Below are 17982 nucleotides of genomic sequence, written 5' to 3'. Positions count from 1 at the left end.
AACTTGCAAATCCGCCCGGGAATATCAGCGCCTTTTTCGCCAATGCTGCAATATGTTTTTGCGCAGACAGCAAGCAAGGTTTTCCATGTTTCTCCTCAATGGCCATCCCGAGCATGACCGGCGCCTCGAACCCGGCGATGCAGAAACACTCGGTGTCGAGGCAGCCGCGGCCGTGGCGCGCCATCTGCGCTATCGCGACCACAATGGTGAGACGCCTCTCGTGTCCTTGCCGGGCCTTGCCGCGGAAGCGGGCGTCGGGGCCGTTCATGTGAAGGATGAGGGGCAGCGGCTCGGGCTCGGCAGCTTCAAGGCGCTGGGGGGCGCCTATGCCGTCATCCGACTCGTGCTGGAGGAAGCCTGCGCCCGGCTCGGCAGGGCGGTGGATATCGACGCGCTGCGTGCCCCCGATGTCAGGCAGGTGGCGCAGGGCATGACCTTCGCCTGCGCCACCGATGGCAATCACGGCCGGTCGGTCGCGCAGGGCGCCCAACTCGTCGGCGCGCGGTCGGCAATCTTCGTGCATTCCGGCGTCAGCGACGAGCGCGTGGCGGCCATAGCCCGCTTCGGGGCCGAGATGATCCGGGTGGCGGGCAGCTACGACGATTCGGTGAGGGAGGCCGCCCGCGCCGCCGAGGCGCGCGGCTGGACCGTTGTCTCCGACACGTCCTGGCCCGGCTACGAGCGTATTCCTGGCCTGGTCATGCAGGGGTACACCGCCCTCGTGCGCGAGGCGCTGCGCCAGATCCCGGCGCCGCCGACCCATGTCTTCATCCAGGCCGGCGTCGGCGGCATTGCAGCGGCCGTCGCCGGGCATCTTTCGATCGTGCTGGGTGACGAACGTCCGGTCTTCACTGTGGTCGAGCCCGCCCGCGCGGCCTGCCTGTTTGAGACGGCTAGGGCCGGCCACCCTGTGACGGTGCCGCACAACGAGCCGACGGTCATGGCGATGCTCGAATGCTACGAGCCGTCGCGTGTCGCCTGGCGCATCCTGTCGCGCACCGCCGATGCCTTCATGACGGTCGACGAAGAGGACGCGGTCTCGACGATGCGCCGGCTCGCCCATCCCGCGGCGGGAGACCCGGCCATCGTGTCCGGCGAAAGCGGCGGCGTCGGGCTGGCAGGGTTTCTGGCGGCGGCTGCCGACCCCGCAAAAAAGGTAGCCCTTTCCCTTGATCGGCAGTCGCGCATCCTCGTGGTCAATACCGAGGGCGCCACGGACCGTGTCCGCTATCGGGAGCTCGTCGGCGCCTCGCCGGCCGAGATTCTCTCGCGAGGCGCCGCATGACGACCTTTCTCGTCGCTGCTGCCCCGCGACTCGGGCGCTTGCGTGAACTCTGACATCGGGGCGGGCCGGCGAACCCGCCCCGCCGTGTCCGACAGCGCGCGCAGGCCGCACCCGGTTCGTTGCCTGGCTGGCAGCGGCCGGGCTCGGGACCGCGGTCGGCAGCATCGGCATCCTTTCTCCATCTGGCCCCCGCAGGGCACGCAGTACCGCCCGCCGTTGATGCCCGTTCGCACATCCTCTCGGCCGCCAAGTGCGGCATTCACGACGGATGTTACGGCGTGCTCTCCGGGCTGGAGGTGATCGGACGCCGACGGCAAGGCCGCCGCACAGGCGCGGCGACCTTGCCGGTTCAGGCGCCGGCCTCAGCGTGCCGGCGGGGCGTAGATGAGGCCTCCGCCGTTCCACAGGCGGTTGAGGCCGCGGTCGATCTTCAGCGCGCTGTCCTTGCCAAGGTGGCGATCGAAGATCTCGCCGTAGTTGCCGACGGCGGAAACTGCCTGATAGGCCCACCTGGCGTCGAGACCCATGGCCTTGCCGGCCTCGCCCTCGCTGCCAAGGAAGCGCTTCTGGGCGGCGGTCCCGCGTTCGAGCAGCGAGGTCGCGTTCTCCCTGGTGATCCCCATCTCCTCCGCCTCGATCAGCGCGAACAACGTCCAGCGCACGATCTTGAACCACTGGTCGTCCCCCTGACGCACGGCCGGGCCCAGCGGCTCCTTGGAGATGACCTCGGGCAGGACGACGAAGCGGTCGGGATCGTTGAGGGTCAGGCGCTGGGCATAGAGCGCCGAAGCATCTGTGGAATAGACGTCGCAGCGACCGGCGTTGAACGCCTGGACCGTCTGGTCCGGCGTCTCGAAGGCGATGACCTCGTACTGGATCCGGTTGGCGCTGAAATAGTCGGCCATGTTCTGTTCCGTCGTCGTGCCCGTCTCGGTGCAGACGGATGCGCCGGAAATTTCCGTGATGCTGCCGACGCCGACGCCCATGTCGACCATGAAGGCCTGGCCGTCATAGTAGCTGACGCCGACGAAACTCATGCCGAGATCGGTGTCGCGCGAGAGCGTCCAAGTCGTCTGGCGCGAGAGCAGATCCACCTCGCCCGAATGCAGCGCCGTGAAACGGTCCTTGGTGGAAAGCGGCACGTAGGTCACCTTGTCCGGGTCGCCGAGCGTGGCGGCGGCGACGGCGCGGCAGAAGTCGACGTCGAAGCCGCTCCAGACACCGGTCTTGTCCGGGGCGGAAAAGCCGAGCACGCCCAGGCTGACCCCGCAGCGGACCTCGTCGCGCTGCGTCACGACGTCGAGGGTGCCGGCGTTCGCCGTACCGGCCGCGAGCGTTGCTGCGGCGATCGCCAATATTCTCAGTTTCATCGGGTTCTCCTCCTCGGTTGATCCAAGCGCCATCCGGGGGAGCGGCTCTCCCGGGCCGGCAGGCTTCGTTGCGGTGATCTCTCGCCCTAGTCCGGCGTTCTGCCGACGTCGGCGAAGGTGTCCTCGAGCACGGCGATCAGGTGGTCGGCGTCGCGCCGGGAAAAGATCATCGGCGGGCGCATCTTGAGCACGTTGTCGTGCGGGCCTTCCGTGCCGATCAGCACCCCCCGGCGGCGGGCGCCATTGGCGACGGCGCGGGCGATCTCCGTCGCGGGCGTCTTGCGCGCGCGGTCCGTCACCAGCTCGATGCCGAGAAACAGGCCGAGGCCGCGCACGTCGCCGATCACCGGATAGCGGTCCTGCATGTCGCGGAAGGCGTCCATCAGATAGTTGCCGATGGTCAGCGCGTTGCCGCGCAGGTCCTGCGTCTCGATGACGTCGAGCACGGCAAGGCCGACGGCGGCGGACACCGGATTGCCGCCGAAGGTGTTGAAGTACTCCATGCCGTTGTCGAAGCTGCCGGCCACCTCGCGGGTCGTCACCACGGCGGCGAGCGGATGGCCGCCGCCGATCGGCTTGCCCATGGTCACGATGTCGGGCACCACGCCCTGCGTCTCGAAGGCCCACCAATGGCTGCCGACGCGACCGAAGCCGACCTGGACCTCGTCCGCGATGCAGACGCCGCCGGCGGCCCGCACGAGCCGGTAGACCTCGTCGAGATAGCCTTGCGGCAGGAAGACCTGACCGGCGACGCTCGGGATGGACTCGGCGATGAAGAAGCCCGGCGCCTCGCCCTTCGCGCGCATGGCGGCGACAAGTTCGGCGACGCTCTCGGCAAAGCGCCTGCCGTGCTCGGCGACGGGCCAGTCGTCCGGTGCGCGGTAGCTGTCGGGCAGGGCCGCGACATGGACATGCGCCTTGCGTCCCTGGCCGCCCTTGCGGCGGAACTTGTAGGGGCTGATGTCGATCAGTTCCTGCGTCGTGCCGTGATAGGACCAGTCGAGGGTGATGGCGTTCTCGCGGCCGGTGTGGGCGCGCATCATCCGCAAAGCGAGGCTGTTGGCCTCCGAGCCGGTGTTGACGAAGGCGGCGACCGCAAGCTCCTTCGGCAGCGTCGCCGTCAGACGTTCGGCATAGGCGACGACGTTGTCGTGCAGGTAGCGGGTGTTGGTGTTGAGCGTCGCCGCCTGGCTGGCCATCGCCTCCACCACCGCCGGGTGGGCATGGCCGATGTGGCAGACATTGTTGAAGCAGTCGAGATAGGCTCGCCCGCCATCATCGATCAGCCAGACGCCCTCGCCGCGCACGAACTTGATCGGCCTGTCGTAGGAGATGGAGAGGTTCGGCAGCAACAGTTCGCGCCGCAACCTGACGATCTCCTCGGGCGAGCGACCCCGCCGCTGGTAGAATTCCGTCGCGACGCCGCCGAAGCTGCCGGGGTCCGGGAAGAGTTCGGCCCAGACATCCAGGTAATGCGGCTCGCCGACGCCGAGGATTTCGGCGGCCGAGAGGTTCGTGTCGGTGGAAAGCTGGAGATGGAGATGTGGCGCCCAGCCGCCGTTCTCCGCCGGCGCACCCATCTCGCCGACGCGCGCGCCGGCCTCCAGCCGATCGCCGGGCCTGAGACGCGCCATCGCCTCATGGGCCAGATGGCCCCAGAGCGAGACGAACGGCGGGCAACCGTCGGGTTCGTGCCGAAGCGCGATCAGGCAGCCATAGCCGAGCGGCTCCCTTTCGATCTCGACGCTGAGCACGGTGGCGGCGAGCGGCGTGAAGACCTTCGTGCCGGCCGCCATGAAGACGTCGAGGCCGAGATGGCGGGTGCGGCGCTGCTTCTCGACGAAGCGCGAGACGAACATCTCGCCGGCATAGACAGAGCGTTCCTCGCCCCAGGGGCCGATGCCGAGCGCGATGCCGTTGTCGCGGCAATGGCGTTCCCAGACGCCCTGCGCCTCGTCCGGCTGCCCGGCCGCCGACCTCACCGTCATCGGATCGGCCGGATCGCCGAAAGGCACGAGGGCGGCCGGATAGGTGGCGACGGGCCGCTCGAGCAGGGGGGCGAGCGACCCTCGGTTTTCGGCGATCCAGGCGCTCACGGCGCGGGCGCCGGGCGCGGCCGGAAGGTCGCAGGCCTTGCGCAGGATGGCGGTGACAAGGCGCGGGTTCATCCGGTCGAGCTTGCGCAGCAGCGCCCAGGCCGGGCGTTCGCTGATCGCCAGATAGGGGTTGTCCTCGGTGTGGACGCGGCGCGAAGCGGACATCGTGACCGAGATGACCAGCCGGGCCGCGATCAGGTCGTAAAGGAGGGCGATTTCCTCCTCGAGCAGCGGATATGCCGCGTGGAAGCCGCGGACGATGGCAGCGGTCGCGCCGATCGGGTTGGGATGGTCGAGGCCGGCATAGGCGGCGGCGATCGCGACTTCCGCGATCAGCGGCGCATGGAGCGCGTCGCCGAAGTCAATCAGGCCGGACATGCGGTCGTGGTCGGCGGCGTCGACGAGCACGTTCCAGTCATTGGCGTCGTTGTGGATGACGGCGGCGCGCAGGGTCGCAAGGCTTGGCTCGATGACGGAGAAGCGTGCGAGGAACCGCTCCAGCAGGGCGCGGTCCTCGGCGGATGCGACGTGCCGCAGCCGCCCGGTGGACCGCCCGGCCTTGCGGATGTCCCAGTCGAGATCGCGCAGTGCGCCGGCATGGATGAAGCCCTTGAGCGCCGCATCGAAGCGGCCGAGCAGGCGACCGAGCGCCTCGAGCGCGGCGTCGCTGCGGCGCGTTTCGGCGAGCGGCTGGCCGTCGATCCAGGTAACCAGCCTTGCGCGATGGCGGACGCCGTTCGGGGCCGTGGTGCCGGCAAGGCTCGCCCCGGCCAGCGTCGGACGGATGCGCGGCACCGGCAGATCGCCGGCATGGGTGGCGGCATGCGCGAGCAGGGCCGTCTGGAAGTCGCACTCGCGCTCCGGTTCCGCGGCGTTGACGATCTTCAGGATGAAGGTTCCCTCGGGCGCCTGCACCTTGAAATTCTGGTCACGCTCGCTGGCGAGCGGGGAGAGCGTGCCGCCAAGCCCATAATGCTCGGCCAGCAGGGCGGCGGCGGCGTCGATGGAAAAGTCCGGTGTCGTGCTCAGCATGTCGTCCATGGCAATCCCCTTGTCGGATGAAAGAGTTGCATGGACGGCCGCCAGACGCATCCGGCATCATGCCGGTTGTGCCGGCACACCGTTCATAATAACCGTCATCTTGTCGGCGATATCCCGGGAGGGACCATGCAGGTTACGGACACGATCGATCGGACCATCCTCGGCATTCTCTCGCGAGAGGCGCGCATTCCCATGAAAACGCTCGCGGGGCGGATTGGACTGTCGCGAAGCGCCACCACGGAACGCGTGACCCGGCTGGAAAAGGCGGGCGTGATCCGCGGCTACCGCGCCGACATCGGCCAGCTCGACGACGGGCAGATCCAGGCCTTCCTGCTGGTCACGCTGAAGCGGACACCCTCGATCGGCGTGCTCGACCGGCTGGCCGGGTTTTCCGCCGTGCGCAAGGTCTCCTCGGTCAGCGGCCAGCTCGACCTGGTGGTTGAGGTCGAGGTCGGCTCGATCGACGCGCTTAACGAACTGCGCAACGAGGTTTCGACGATGGACAATGTCGATGACCTGACCACGTCCATCGTGCTCCGCCGCGATATCGAACGGAGCTGATGGCGGCGTTGCGACGTCACAATGGCCAGAACATCGGGATCACCAGGGTTGCCGCCAGCCACATGAGCACGTTCAGCGGCAGGCCGATCCGCAAGAAGTCGGCGAAGCGGTAGCCGCCGGCATTGTAGACGAAGGTGTTCGTCTGGTAGCCGATCGGCGTGGCGAAACTTGCGCTTGCCGCGAACATCACCGCCACCACGAACGGCCTGGGGTCGACGCCAAGCGCATTGGCAAGCCCCGCGGCGATCGGCGTGAGCAGGATGGCGGCGGCATTGTTGCTCATCACTTCCGTCAGCGCCGAGGTGATCAGATAGACGGCCGACAGCACGGCGAGTGGCCCCAGCGTGCCGACCAGGCCGGCAAAGGTCTCGACAACGAGCAGGGCGGCGCCGGTCCTTTCCATGGCCGTGCCGAGTGCCAGCATGCCGAAGATCAGGAACAGGATGTTCCACCGGATCGATGTATAGGCCTCTTCCGCCTCCAGGCATCCGAAGGCAATGACCGCCACCGCCGCCATCAGGGCAAGGGCAACGATCGGAAGGACGTCGAACGCGGCCAGTCCCATCACCAGCACGACCGCGCCGATGGCAATCGGCGCCTTGCTGCGGCGCAAGGGCTTTTCGCTCGGCTGAACCAGGTTGATCAGTTCCCGATAGTCGAACATCCGGCGCATGCTCTCGGCCGGGCCTTCGAGCAGGATGGTGTCGCCCATCCGCAGGCGGACGTCATTGAAGTTGCCGCCGACATTCTCGCCATGGTGATGGATCGCCAGCATGTAGGCGCCGTAAAGGCGCCTCAGGTTGAGCTCGGCGGCGCGGCGGCCGATGAAGCGGGACTGCGGCCCGACGACGCCTTCCATCACCACGGTCTCGCGGGCTCCGATCGGCTCCACCGCGTGCGTCTCGCCGGTGCCGAAGGCGACGTCGCTGGCCTCCCGGAGGGCAAGCATGTCCCCGACCTTGCTGCGGACCACGACCCGGTCGCCGGCCGCAAGCGCGAGATTGTCGAGTTCCCAGCGATGGGACGCGTCGCCGCGCAGCACGTCCACCACCCTGAAGCCGCGCTCCGCGGTGAAGCCGGCGTTCCTGAGCGTCTTGCCGACCAGGCTGGAGTCGACCGGGATCAGCACCTCCGCCAGGAACTTTCGATCCTCCGACTTGGGCAGCAAGGCGGTCAGGCTGTCACGTTCGGGCAGAAGCCAGCGCCCGGCGATCGCCATATAGGCAACGCCGACGGCCGCCATGATCGTGCCGGCGGCCGTTATCTCGAACATCCCGAACGCGGCCATTCCCAGCCGCTGCGCGACGCCGTCCACGAGGATGTTGGTCGAGGTGCCGATGAGCGTCGTCGTGCCGCCGAAGATGCTGGCAAAGGAGAGCGGAATCAGGAACTTGGAGGCGGGCTGCTTCAACGTGGTGGCGAGACTGATCACCACCGGCGTGAGGATCACGACCACGGGCGTGTTGTTCATGAATGCCGACATCACGATGACGCCGACCATCATGGTGACGAGCGCCACCAGCGGCGACCAGTTCGCCGCGCGTGATACCACGCGCCCCATCCCGTCGACGACGCCGGTGCGCTCCAGAGCGGCACTGAGAACAAACATCGCCCCGACCGTCACCGGCGCGCTGTTGCTGAAAACGCTCAAGACGTCGTCGGTCTCGAGGATCCCGAGCGCGACCAGAAGGGCCACGGCGCTCATGGCGACCACGTCAGGGGGAAGCAGTTCGCGGACGAAGCCGAAGAAGACGACGACCACGAGGATCAGCACGATGGCGATCTGTATCGAATTCCAGTCCATTCTTCACGATCCAGGGTCTCGGGGGCGATCGATCACCGGTCGCCCATGCCCCAAAGGTTTCGGGCGCGACTGGCGGTTGCGACAGGGAGCGAGTCTTGTCCGGAAGAGACCATATTTCAATAGGCACGGCCCGGAAGTACTGGCGGCGGGGCGCAGGGGTGGGGATGCGGCCGCCGCGCGCAGACGGACGGGCATGACGCCGGCTGTCGGGGCAAGGGGGACCCGGCCATCGGGCAGGCGTGCCGGCGGACGGGACGGCAGATCAGGGCGGCCTGCGGACATTCCCGGTGATGGCCCGCGCCAGGGTTTCGGCGGCGCGGGACGGCCGGTTGCGCGGGTAGGCGATGTGGAACTCGTCCTCGAAGTGCATCCGCTCCGGCGCGAGCACCCGCAGGCGGCCGGTGCGGACCCATTCGTCGGCGTAATGGTCGGGCAGAAAACCGATGTAGGCGCCGGAAATGAGGAGCAGCAGCGTGCCCTCCATGTGCGGCGTGGCGGCGGCCCACGCAAACCTCACGCCGCAGATCGTCTCGTCGAGCATGTAGGTGCGGCCGGCGAAGGGTTGGGCCGCGAGCAGCGCGTCCGTGAGTTCCGCGTCGGGCCGGGAAAAGAGGGGGTGGCCCTCGGCACAGTAGAGTTTCTGCATTTCGGAAAAAACCGGCTGGCTGCGGAGTTGCGGCGTGACGCCGCCCACCGAAGGCATCAGCACGATCTGGTAGGAACCGTTCAGCAGCCCCTGATGTAGCACCTGCGGTGCGGCGACGTCGATCTCCAGATGCACCCGCGGCGCGGTCGCGTGGAAGGCGGCGAGCGCGCCCTGCAGGTCGAGATCGCGGTTGGTGATCATGGCGTCGACGGTGCCGAAACTGAGATTGCCGGAGAGTTCACCTGACGCCTCACCGATGCGACTCTGGAATGTCTCCAGCGACCCGAACAGATCGAGTGCCGCGTCATAGACAATCCGTCCCTCGTCGGTCAGCTGGAAGCCGCCGCGCCCGCGGCTGCACAGGCGCAGGCCCAGCCGCTCCTCCAGATGGCGCATATGGGTGGAAATCGTTGCCTGCGTCATGCCGAGCGCCGATTGCGCGGCCGAAAATCCACCCTGCTGCACCACGGAGGCGAAGACGCGCAGCAGCCTCAGTTCGGCATCGCCGAGCGAGAGGTTGAGGACACGATTGCGGACCTTGTTGATCATTCATTGATTAATGCACAAGTGAACATCCAATCATAGATGCTTTTAAATATATCGGGCTTTGCCACAATCCCATCGCCTGCGGAGGGGTGACATGGCCAGCAATTCTTATGAAACAGGACGTCTGAACCTGCCGTTCGTCGGCATCTGCACCTTCGGCAAATATCCCTATCAGCCCGACTGGGATGCCATCGACGCCGACGTCGCGATCCTCGGCGCCCCCTTCGACTGCGGCACGCAGTGGCGCGCCGGTGCCCGCTTCGGGCCGCGCGCGATCCGCGAGGCCTCGACGCTGTTTTCCTTCGGCCACGGCGGCGCTTACGATCATGAGGACGACATCACGTACCTGCCGAGCGGCGCGGTCTCGATCGTCGATATCGGCGACGCCGACATCGTGCACACCGACACGGTCAAGAGCCATGCCAACATCGAGCTCGGCGTGCGCAAGATCCTGGCGGCGGGCGCGCTGCCGGTGGTGCTCGGCGGCGACCATTCCGTCAACATCCCCTGCGTCAACGCCTTTGCCGAGGACTGTGCGGCCAGCGGCCCGATCCACATCGTGCAGATCGACGCCCATCTCGATTTTGTCGACGAGCGCCATGGCGTGCGTTTCGGCCACGGCAACCCCATGCGCCGCGCGGCGGAAAAGCCCTATGTCAGCGGCCTGTCGCAGCTCGGTATCCGCAACGTCTCCTCCACGGCCAAGGAAGGCTACGAGGCCGCCCGCGCGATGGGTTCCGACATCCTGTCGGTGCGGCAGATCCGGGCGCTCGGGCCGGAAGCCGTGGTCGGGCGCGTTCCGGCAGGGGCGCGCTACTACGTGACCATCGACATCGACGGCTTCGACCCGTCGATCGCACCGGGCACGGGCACGCCGTCGCATGGCGGATTCATCTACTACGAGGTGCTGGAGATCCTGGCGGCCCTGGCCGAGCGCGGCACCGTCGTCGGCATCGACCTGGTCGAGGTCGCGCCGGACTACGACCATACCGGCGGCACGTCGGTTCTGGCGGCGCAGGTCCTGATGAACCTCATTGGCCGCGTCATGCATGCAAGGGCGAGACAACGCTGACCGAGCAACCCGGCAGCGCCGGCGCATCGACTGCGACCGGCTGGCGAGGAGGAATGGCATGGACGAAAGCGTCCGCAAGTATCTGGATCACTATGGCGTCAGCGACGCGACGCGGCGGTTTCTGGCCAAGTCCCAGAAGATGTTCGTCGACGGCGCCTGGACCGATAGCGCCGACGGCGCGACCTTCGACATCTTCGAACCCTCGACCGGGGGGCGGATCACCCGCGCCCCCTCGGGCACCACGGACGATCTGGAGCGGGCCGTCCGCGCCGCGCGCCGCCAGTTCGACGGCGGTGCCTGGCGCCGCCTCAAGCCGCTCGAGCGCGAGCGCCTGCTGCACCGCCTGGCCGACCTGATCGAGGCGCATGGCGATGAGCTGGCCGAGATCGAGGCGATCGACATGGGCAAGTCCGTGACCTTCGCCCGGGAGATCGACATCCAGGGCACGGTCGACACGTTGCGCTATTTCGCCGGGTGGGCTTCCAAGCTGCACGGGCGCACGGTCGAGCCGTCCATCCCCGGACACTATCTTGCCTATACGCGCAAGGAGCCGCTCGGCGTGGTCGCCGCCATCGTGCCGTGGAACTTTCCGCTGCAGACCATGGCCTGGAAGCTCGCGGCAGCGCTGGCCGTCGGCTGCACCATCATCGTCAAGCCGGCCGAGCTGACCTCGCTCTCGACCCTGCGCTTTGCCGAACTGGTCCAGGAGGCCGGCATTCCGGACGGCGTGGTCAATGTCGTGACCGGCCGCGGCAGCGTGATCGGCGCCGCCATGTCCGCCCATCCCGGCATCGACAAGGTGACCTTCACCGGCTCGACGCCCGTCGGGCAGGAGGTCGGCCGCACGGCGGCCGGCAACCTCAAGCACGTCACGCTGGAACTTGGCGGCAAGTCGCCGGTGCTGGTGCTGGCCGACGCCGACCTCGCAAGCGCCGCCCGCGCGGTGGCGAACGGCGTGTTCTTCAATTCCGGCCAGGTCTGCGACGCCGGCACCCGCGTCTATGTCCAGCGGTCGGTGCATGACGCCTTTCTCGACGAACTGGTCGACGTCACCCGCGGGCTGACGATCGCGCCGGGCCTCGACCGCGACTGCTACATCGGCCCGCTGGTCTCGGCGCAGCAGAAGAAGGTCGTCTCCGCCTATGTCGAGGCCGGCCGCCGCCAGGGCGCCGAGTTGATCTATGGCGGCCGCAGCCCCGACCGGCCGGGCCACTTCCTCGAACCGGCCATCTTCGCGCACTGCAAGCCGGAGATGACGATCGTGCGCGAGGAGATCTTCGGTCCCGTGCTGGTGACCGCCGCCTTCGACGACCTCGACGACGCGGTGGCGCTGGCCAACGATACCCCCTTCGGCCTCGCTGCCGCGATCTATTCCAATGACCTGTCGCGCGTGCACACGCTCATCCCGCGCCTGCACGCGGGCTCGATCTACGTCAACGCGCACAGCACGATCGACCCGTCCATGCCGTTCGGAGGGTTCAAGGCCTCCGGCTTCGGCAAGGACCTTGGCCCGGAGCAGCTCGACCACCTGATGGAGACCAAGGCCGTGTGGATCACCTTGCCCTGAGCGGCCGATCTGCATCGAGGCGTTGCCCGGCCGTCGTCCATGGGCGGCCGGTTCGCAAGAACGGCGGCTGATGGGGCCGCATCGCATCGCACAAAGACGCCTGAAGGCGCGGACGCGATAGGGGAACGACAATGGAAAACGACACCGCCTGGCAGAACGAACTGGCGCGCCGCGCCCGCATCTATGAGGACATCGAGGCGGGGCACCGCTTCGAGGGCACGATGACCGCCATCGACTATGCCGGCCTGGCCGCGCTGACGCTCGTGCTGGTCGTGGCCTTTGCCATTTGGGGGGCGTGAGATGACCGATCACGTCGCCAGCGGCGGGCTGTCCGGCGCCGCAACCGAACGGGACGAGGCGAACCGCAACCGCGCCGCGGCGGAGCGCGGGGATGCACCGCTCCTGCCATCCGAACGGCTCTGGGGCTTCTGGGAGTTCACCTACGCCAATTCCGCCCTCGCCATTGCCACCTGGGCCTTCCTCATCGGCGGCGCGGTCGGCCTGTTCGTCGGGCCGAAGGAGGGCATCGCCGCGATCGTCATCGGCAACATCGTCGGCGTCGTGCTGACGGCGCTTGCAACCACGCCGCTGTCCGGACGCTACGGCATCGAGCAGTTCGTCGCGCTGCGCAGCCAGTTCGGCTACAACGGCAGCCGCGTCGTCTACGTGCTGGCCGTCGTGGTGCTCACCATGGGCTGGCTCGCGGTGCTTGCGATGATGTTCGGCCGTTCGATCGACGGGCTCACGGCGCTCAGCACCGGCGAAGCGGCCAGCCCGACGGGGATCAAGATGATCATCGCCGCCGTCGGCGCGATCCTCCTTACCTGGCTGATCGTTGCCAGGGGGCCGACCTCGATAAAGTTCTTCAACAAGATCGTGTCGCCAGCGCTGGTGATCCTGATGATGGCGATGCTCTATCTCATCCTCGGCCAGCGCTCCTTTGCCGAACTGCTGGCACTGCCGGCGCTCGATCCGCCCTTCGAGGACAGCACCCTGAACTTCATCGTCGCCGTCGAGGTCAACCTCGCCGCCGGCTTCTCCTGGTGGCCCTATATCGGCAATCTGGCGCGCCTCACCAAGAACGAGCGAACCGCCTTCTGGCCAAACATCCTCGGCATCTTCGGCGCGGCCGTGCTGGGCGAGATCGTCGGCCTGCTGGCGGCGGTCGCGCTCGGCGACAGCGACCCGACGATCTGGATGACCAAGATCGCAGGCCCGATCATCGGCATCGTCGCGCTCGTCTTTGTCGCCTTCGCGAACATGACCTCCATGGCCAACATCCTTTACACCTCCATCGTCGGCCTCCGCCAGGTGGGCACGGCTTCGGTCCGGGCCATCTCCTGGGGCGCGATTCTGTTCCTGTTCTGCGTCATCCCGCTCGGGCTCGTCATCTTCTACCCGCAGATGTACGACGGGTTCTTCATCTTCCTGGTCTGGACCTCGGCGCTCAACTCCGCGCTCGCCGGCATCGGCATTACCGACTACTTCTTCCTGCGCGGCCAAAAGCTCGACATGCGCAGCCTGCACGGTCCGCAGCAGGGCGGTCCCTACCGGTTCTGGGCGGGCTTCAACCCGATCGGCCTCCTCGCCCTTGCCGTCGGCTTCGTCGTCTACGTGCTCGTCTTCAATCCGCAGACGCTCGAGAGCCTGCCGGCCTTCAAGTACCTCACGGCCTCCGTGCCCGCCTGCCTTGCGGCCGGCGCGGTCCACTATGTGCTGACCCGGCTGTTCGCCCGCGGGCGCGGCTGGGGCCTCTACCCGTAACAGCGGAAACACCGTCATGACTGAGACCTACGACTACATCATCATCGGGGCCGGTTCGGCCGGCTGCGTGCTTGCCAACCGGCTGTCGGAGGACCCGGCCGTGACGGTGCTCGTGCTGGAATACGGCGGAAGCGACAGATCCGTCTTCATCCAGATGCCGACGGCCCTGTCGATCCCGATGAACGGCACCAAGTACAACTGGAAATACATGACCCTGCCCGAGCCCGGTCTCGACGGCCGACGAGTGCACTGCCCGCGCGGAAAGGTGATCGGCGGCTCCTCCTCGATCAACGGGCTCGTCTACATGCGCGGCCATGCCCGTGACTTCGACGAATGGGAGGAACTCGGCGCACATGGCTGGCGCTACGCCAACTGCCTTCCCTATTTCCAGCGCGCCGAAGCCTGGCAGGACGGCGGCGACGCCTATCGCGGCGATGCCGGCCCGCTCGCCACCAATGCCGGCAACAGGATGAAGAACCCGCTCTACCGGGCCTTCGTCGATGCCGGCCGCGAGGCCGGCTACATCACCACCGAGGACCCGAATGGCCACATGCAGGAAGGCTTCGGCCCGATGCACATGACGGTCAAGGATGGCGTGCGCTGGTCGACGGCCAATGCCTATCTCAAGCCGGCGATGCGGCGCCCCAATCTTTCGGTCGTCACCCACGCCATGACACGACGCGTGCTGCTGGACGGAATGCGCGCCGTCGGCGTCGAGTACGAGCATGCCGGCGGCGAGCGCATCGTCGCCAAAGCGAACCGCGAGGTGCTGATCTCCTCCGGCCCGATCGGCTCGCCGCACCTGTTGCAGCGTTCGGGCATCGGCCCGGCGGCGGTGTTGCGGCGGGCGGGCGTCGAGGTCCGGCACGACCTGCCGGGTGTCGGCGAGAACCTGCAGGACCATTCCGAGGTCTACATCCAGTATGCCTGCAAGGAGCCGATCACGCTCAACGGCAAGATGGGGCTCTTGAGCCGCGCCCTGATCGGCGCAGAGTGGCTGCTGTTCAAGAAGGGGCTTTCGGTCTCCAACCATTTCGAGAGCGGCGGCTTCATCCGCTCCGACGCTGCGCTCGAATGGCCGGACATCCAGTTCCATTTCCTGCCCGCCGCCATGCGCTATGACGGCAAGCGGCCGCTCGACGGTCACGGTTTCATGGTGCTGACGGGGCCGAACAAGCCGAAGAGCCGCGGCCATGTGCGCCTGCGCTCGCCCGAGGCGCACGAGCAGCCGGACATCCTTTTCAACTATCTCGACCGTGAGGAGGATCGCGAGGGTTTCCGCCGCTGCCTGCGGCTGACCCGTGAGATCATCGCGCAGCCGGCTTTCGACCGCTTCCGCGGCGCGGAGATCGCGCCCGGGGCGAATGTGCGCAGCGATGACGAGATCGACGCCTGGGTGCGCGAGACCATGGAAAGCACCTACCATCCCTGCGGCACCTGCCGCATGGGCGAGGACGCCATGGCGGTGGTGGACAGCGCGCTGAAGGTACGTGGCCTGCAAGGGCTGCGGGTGATCGACAGCTCCGTGTTCCCTTCCGAGCCGAACGCTAACCTGAACGCGCCGACCATCATGCTCGCGGAGCGGGCCTCCGACATCGTGCGCGGCAAGCCGCTGCTCGCAGCCTCCAATGCGGAGGTCGGCATCGCGCCGGGCGTCGGCCGGTCCCAGCGCAGCCACCGGCCCGTGCGCACCGTGCGGCAATAGAGAGGGCGGGATGCCGAGGGGCATCGGTTACGTCGTCGCGCGCCGGGATCATGAGGACCCCGAGGCGCGGCACGATTGGGCTCTGGCCATCGAGGCTCTTCTTTCAAGCTTCGTGGCCGGTTTCGCCGGCCACGCCCGCCAGCGGCTGCCGTGGCCGCCTCCGGAGAGCGCTCGCGACCCGGATTAGGCCGCGGTGAGCCCGGCATCGCCGGTCTCGTTCTGCAGCCTCGCCAATGCGGCTGCTCGGCGGACGAGCCGGGCCATGCATTCTTGCCAGAACGATGCCGCCGCAATCGGCTGGTCGAGTGACCTGGGACCGGTTTCGGGCTGGCGATCGCCCATGTGTCCACCGGAATGCATACCCGCTCTGCCAGGCCGTCCTGCGTCTTGGGGACCCGGCACGGCATTGGCCGCGAGCCGTTTTCGCTCGCGGGCCACTCTGCGGGCGACCTGCGGCGATAGCGCCCGCTTCTCCAAGGGCGGGCAGGTCGGCGAGCCGGCGCTGACCGGGGCAGAACCTTGCCGTCACAAAACCCGCAAAATTTTAGAGAATGAAGGCATGCCCCATTAACTGCAAACCCAAGTCCTTGGCGCGAAAAGCTGATTCCGGCCGCATCGGACACCGGCCGGAACCAAAAATAAACGCCGTGCGTCCCAGGCTGCAGACCTCGATAGGAGGTTTGACATGAACAGAACTTTGGTCCTGGCACTGGCAGCTTGCCTGACGGCATCGATTGGCATCTCGGAAGCTGCCGCCGCAAGTTCGGGGCGGTCGGCGCCGCTGGCCTACCAGCTCTTCTGCCTGAAGTCGCCCGACCATTGCCGCGCCGGCAGCCGGCAGCAGGTCGATCTGACCAGCAAGACGATGGCCAAGCTTCACCGCGTCAACAGATCGGTCAACGGAGCGATCCGGGCGCGCAACGACAGGGGCGCGGATACATGGTCGATCGGTGCATCGTCGGGCGATTGTGAAGACTACGCACTCACGAAGCGGCGCCATCTCATCCAGCTCGGCATTCCGAGCGGCGCGCTGCGGATGGCGGTCGTGCGGACGCGCCGCGGCGAAGGGCATGCCGTGCTCGTCGTGCGCACCACCCAGGGCGACCGCATCCTCGACAACCGGACGAACTCGATCAAGAGCTGGCGCCAGACCGACCTGCAACTGGTCAGCATGGCCACGTCCAACCCGCTGAAGTGGCAATGAGCCGGGCGATCCGTTCGAACGCCCGATACTGCCTCGGCCGGGTTCAATTGGGGCTGGCGGCGCCCCTGCCGGCGGCGGCGAGCGCCGGTCCGTTGCCTTCGGCATTGTTGTCCACGGCATCATCGCCAATCGGCGTGATCGTGGCGGTCTGAATTTCCGCGCAAGCGGACACAGCCTCGGCGATGTCGGCGATCTGGCCGCGCTGCGCAGCGCTCGTTGCGAAACCCGAAGACTGGGAGATCGCCGCGCCAAGCTGCCTGTCGAGGTCGTTGCACTCGCCGTCCCCGCTGGCCGCGGTGGCAAGCGCGACGACGAGGTCGGCCACGCCCTGGTCGAAGGCTTCGCCCTGCAGACCGGACGACCGCATGCCGTCGACATAGTCATTCATCGCCTGGCGACATCCAGCCTCGCCGGCGGCACACGCCTCGGCGACGCCACGCGGCGACCCGGCTCCCCCCGACACCTGAGCGGCGGCCGGCAGGGCAAGAAATACGGACATCACGGTCAGATACGATAGTTTAATCATTGAAGCGGCTCCCAACCCCATCCAAAGATTGCTATAGGCTATCGCTTATTTCAGAACTTCGTCAATTGCGCAAATTGAATAATGTTTCAGTACTACCTGACGGATCTGTGACCCGTTGGGCGGATGACAGTTGATCAGGCGCCGCCGGTGCAGGACCTCAAAGGCTATCGGCCGCATAACTGGAATGGTCATGGCGGCGCGAAATAAACCTATGCAACGTCCCGCTCGGGCAACTTTGCGTTCTTTTGCCTGGCGCGCAACGAAGCCACCTTCGCGGCTCGCAAGAGCAGGGCCAGGAACAGCGCCGCATTGTAGGCGCCGACGGCGGCAGCAACCCAAAGCCAGGGGGCATCAGCGGCCAGCACGGTGGCCGCCCCGAGGCCGGCCGAGACGACTGCACCGGCGATCCAGGCGAAGGTCGCGCCCTTGACGCCGGCAAGAATGCCCAGGGACAGGCAGGTGAGGACCAAAATCTGAACCACGAGAAAAAATATCTCAAATGCTGGCGGTCACCGCCGCAATCTCGGCGGGACGCGGATGAACCTATCAATGACGAACAACGCCGGCGCTCTCCAAAAATGTCTTCAAACGGGCCACCGGAGCAGCGCAATGCCCCGAATTTGCACACTTGTACCGGAAGAATACCGTCGAACGCGTTAATCGATGCGCAAAAACTCCCTAATTTAGCAATGGGTTGACGCGAAGGTTACTCAAGTGTAAATCTGACCTTAGGTTAGGGACCGGGCAATTCTCTTGCGAGAATTCGGATGCTGCGGAGTATGCAGCGGAAACTTG

14 protein-coding genes are annotated in these 17982 nt (G+C 66.9%); 8 read left to right on the top strand and 6 right to left on the bottom strand.

The window, feature by feature from the left end; translation table 11 throughout:
* Window positions 1-85 precede the first annotated feature (85 nt).
* On the top strand, window positions 86-1285 hold the full coding sequence (locus ACXAGF_RS16775) for a diaminopropionate ammonia-lyase (protein WP_475018515.1): 1200 nt from the start codon (window positions 86-88) through the stop codon (window positions 1283-1285).
* Between the two features lie 362 nt (window positions 1286-1647).
* Here ACXAGF_RS16775 and ACXAGF_RS16770 read toward each other — a convergent pair whose 3' ends face one another.
* Both ACXAGF_RS16770 and ACXAGF_RS16765 read right to left on the bottom strand, forming a co-directional pair.
* Entirely contained in the window at window positions 1648-2655 is a 1008-nt protein-coding gene (locus ACXAGF_RS16770; RefSeq protein ID WP_475018514.1) for an amino acid ABC transporter substrate-binding protein, read from the bottom strand.
* A gap of 86 nt (window positions 2656-2741) precedes the next feature.
* Window positions 2742-5792: an aminotransferase class III-fold pyridoxal phosphate-dependent enzyme gene (locus ACXAGF_RS16765; RefSeq protein WP_475018513.1), complete on the bottom strand. Its 3051-nt coding sequence runs from the start codon at window positions 5790-5792 to the stop codon at window positions 2742-2744.
* Between the two features lie 126 nt (window positions 5793-5918).
* Between ACXAGF_RS16765 and ACXAGF_RS16760 the strand changes: the two genes are divergently transcribed.
* Window positions 5919-6353, top strand: a complete 435-nt coding sequence (locus ACXAGF_RS16760; RefSeq protein WP_475018512.1) for an Lrp/AsnC family transcriptional regulator — start codon at window positions 5919-5921, stop codon at window positions 6351-6353.
* Window positions 6354-6369: 16 nt separating this feature from the next.
* Here the strand turns inward: ACXAGF_RS16760 and ACXAGF_RS16755 are convergent, their stop codons facing one another.
* On the bottom strand, window positions 6370-8157 hold the full coding sequence (locus tag ACXAGF_RS16755; RefSeq protein ID WP_475018511.1) for an SLC13 family permease: 1788 nt from the start codon (window positions 8155-8157) through the stop codon (window positions 6370-6372).
* 262 nt (window positions 8158-8419) lie between these two features.
* Complete coding sequence (locus ACXAGF_RS16750) at window positions 8420-9352, bottom strand: LysR family transcriptional regulator (RefSeq protein WP_475018510.1); 933 nt, start codon at window positions 9350-9352, stop codon at window positions 8420-8422.
* 91 nt (window positions 9353-9443) lie between these two features.
* On the opposite strand from ACXAGF_RS16750, the gene speB reads away from it, so the two are divergent.
* From speB to ACXAGF_RS16720, 6 genes are all read left to right on the top strand, one after another.
* Window positions 9444-10421 carry an agmatinase gene (gene speB, locus ACXAGF_RS16745; RefSeq protein WP_475018509.1) on the top strand — a complete coding sequence of 326 codons (978 nt, stop codon included), beginning with the start codon at window positions 9444-9446 and terminating at the stop codon, window positions 10419-10421.
* 58 nt (window positions 10422-10479) lie between these two features.
* Complete coding sequence (locus ACXAGF_RS16740; protein ID WP_475018508.1) at window positions 10480-11988, top strand: aldehyde dehydrogenase family protein; 1509 nt, start codon at window positions 10480-10482, stop codon at window positions 11986-11988.
* A 131-nt stretch (window positions 11989-12119) separates the two neighbouring features.
* Complete coding sequence (locus tag ACXAGF_RS16735) at window positions 12120-12287, top strand: hypothetical protein (protein ID WP_475018507.1); 168 nt, start codon at window positions 12120-12122, stop codon at window positions 12285-12287.
* Between the two features lies 1 nt (window position 12288).
* Window positions 12289-13752 carry a purine-cytosine permease family protein gene (locus ACXAGF_RS16730; protein ID WP_475018506.1) on the top strand — a complete coding sequence of 488 codons (1464 nt, stop codon included), beginning with the start codon at window positions 12289-12291 and terminating at the stop codon, window positions 13750-13752.
* 16 nt (window positions 13753-13768) lie between these two features.
* Entirely contained in the window at window positions 13769-15457 is a 1689-nt protein-coding gene (betA, locus tag ACXAGF_RS16725) for a choline dehydrogenase (RefSeq protein ID WP_475018505.1), read from the top strand.
* Between the two features lie 685 nt (window positions 15458-16142).
* Window positions 16143-16661, top strand: coding sequence for a transglutaminase-like cysteine peptidase (locus ACXAGF_RS16720; protein WP_475018504.1), 519 nt, complete (start codon window positions 16143-16145; stop codon window positions 16659-16661).
* A 43-nt stretch (window positions 16662-16704) separates the two neighbouring features.
* Here ACXAGF_RS16720 and ACXAGF_RS16715 read toward each other — a convergent pair whose 3' ends face one another.
* Window positions 16705-17187, bottom strand: coding sequence for a hypothetical protein (locus tag ACXAGF_RS16715; protein WP_475018503.1), 483 nt, complete (start codon window positions 17185-17187; stop codon window positions 16705-16707).
* A 209-nt stretch (window positions 17188-17396) separates the two neighbouring features.
* Window positions 17397-17669, bottom strand: coding sequence for a hypothetical protein (locus ACXAGF_RS16710; RefSeq protein WP_475018502.1), 273 nt, complete (start codon window positions 17667-17669; stop codon window positions 17397-17399).
* Window positions 17670-17982: the final 313 nt, after the last annotated feature.

Source organism: Mycoplana sp. ABR4_002 (assembly GCF_056159645.1).
The sequence above is the reverse complement of the archived record's forward strand: the minus strand, read 5'-3'. Positions and strand labels throughout refer to the sequence as shown.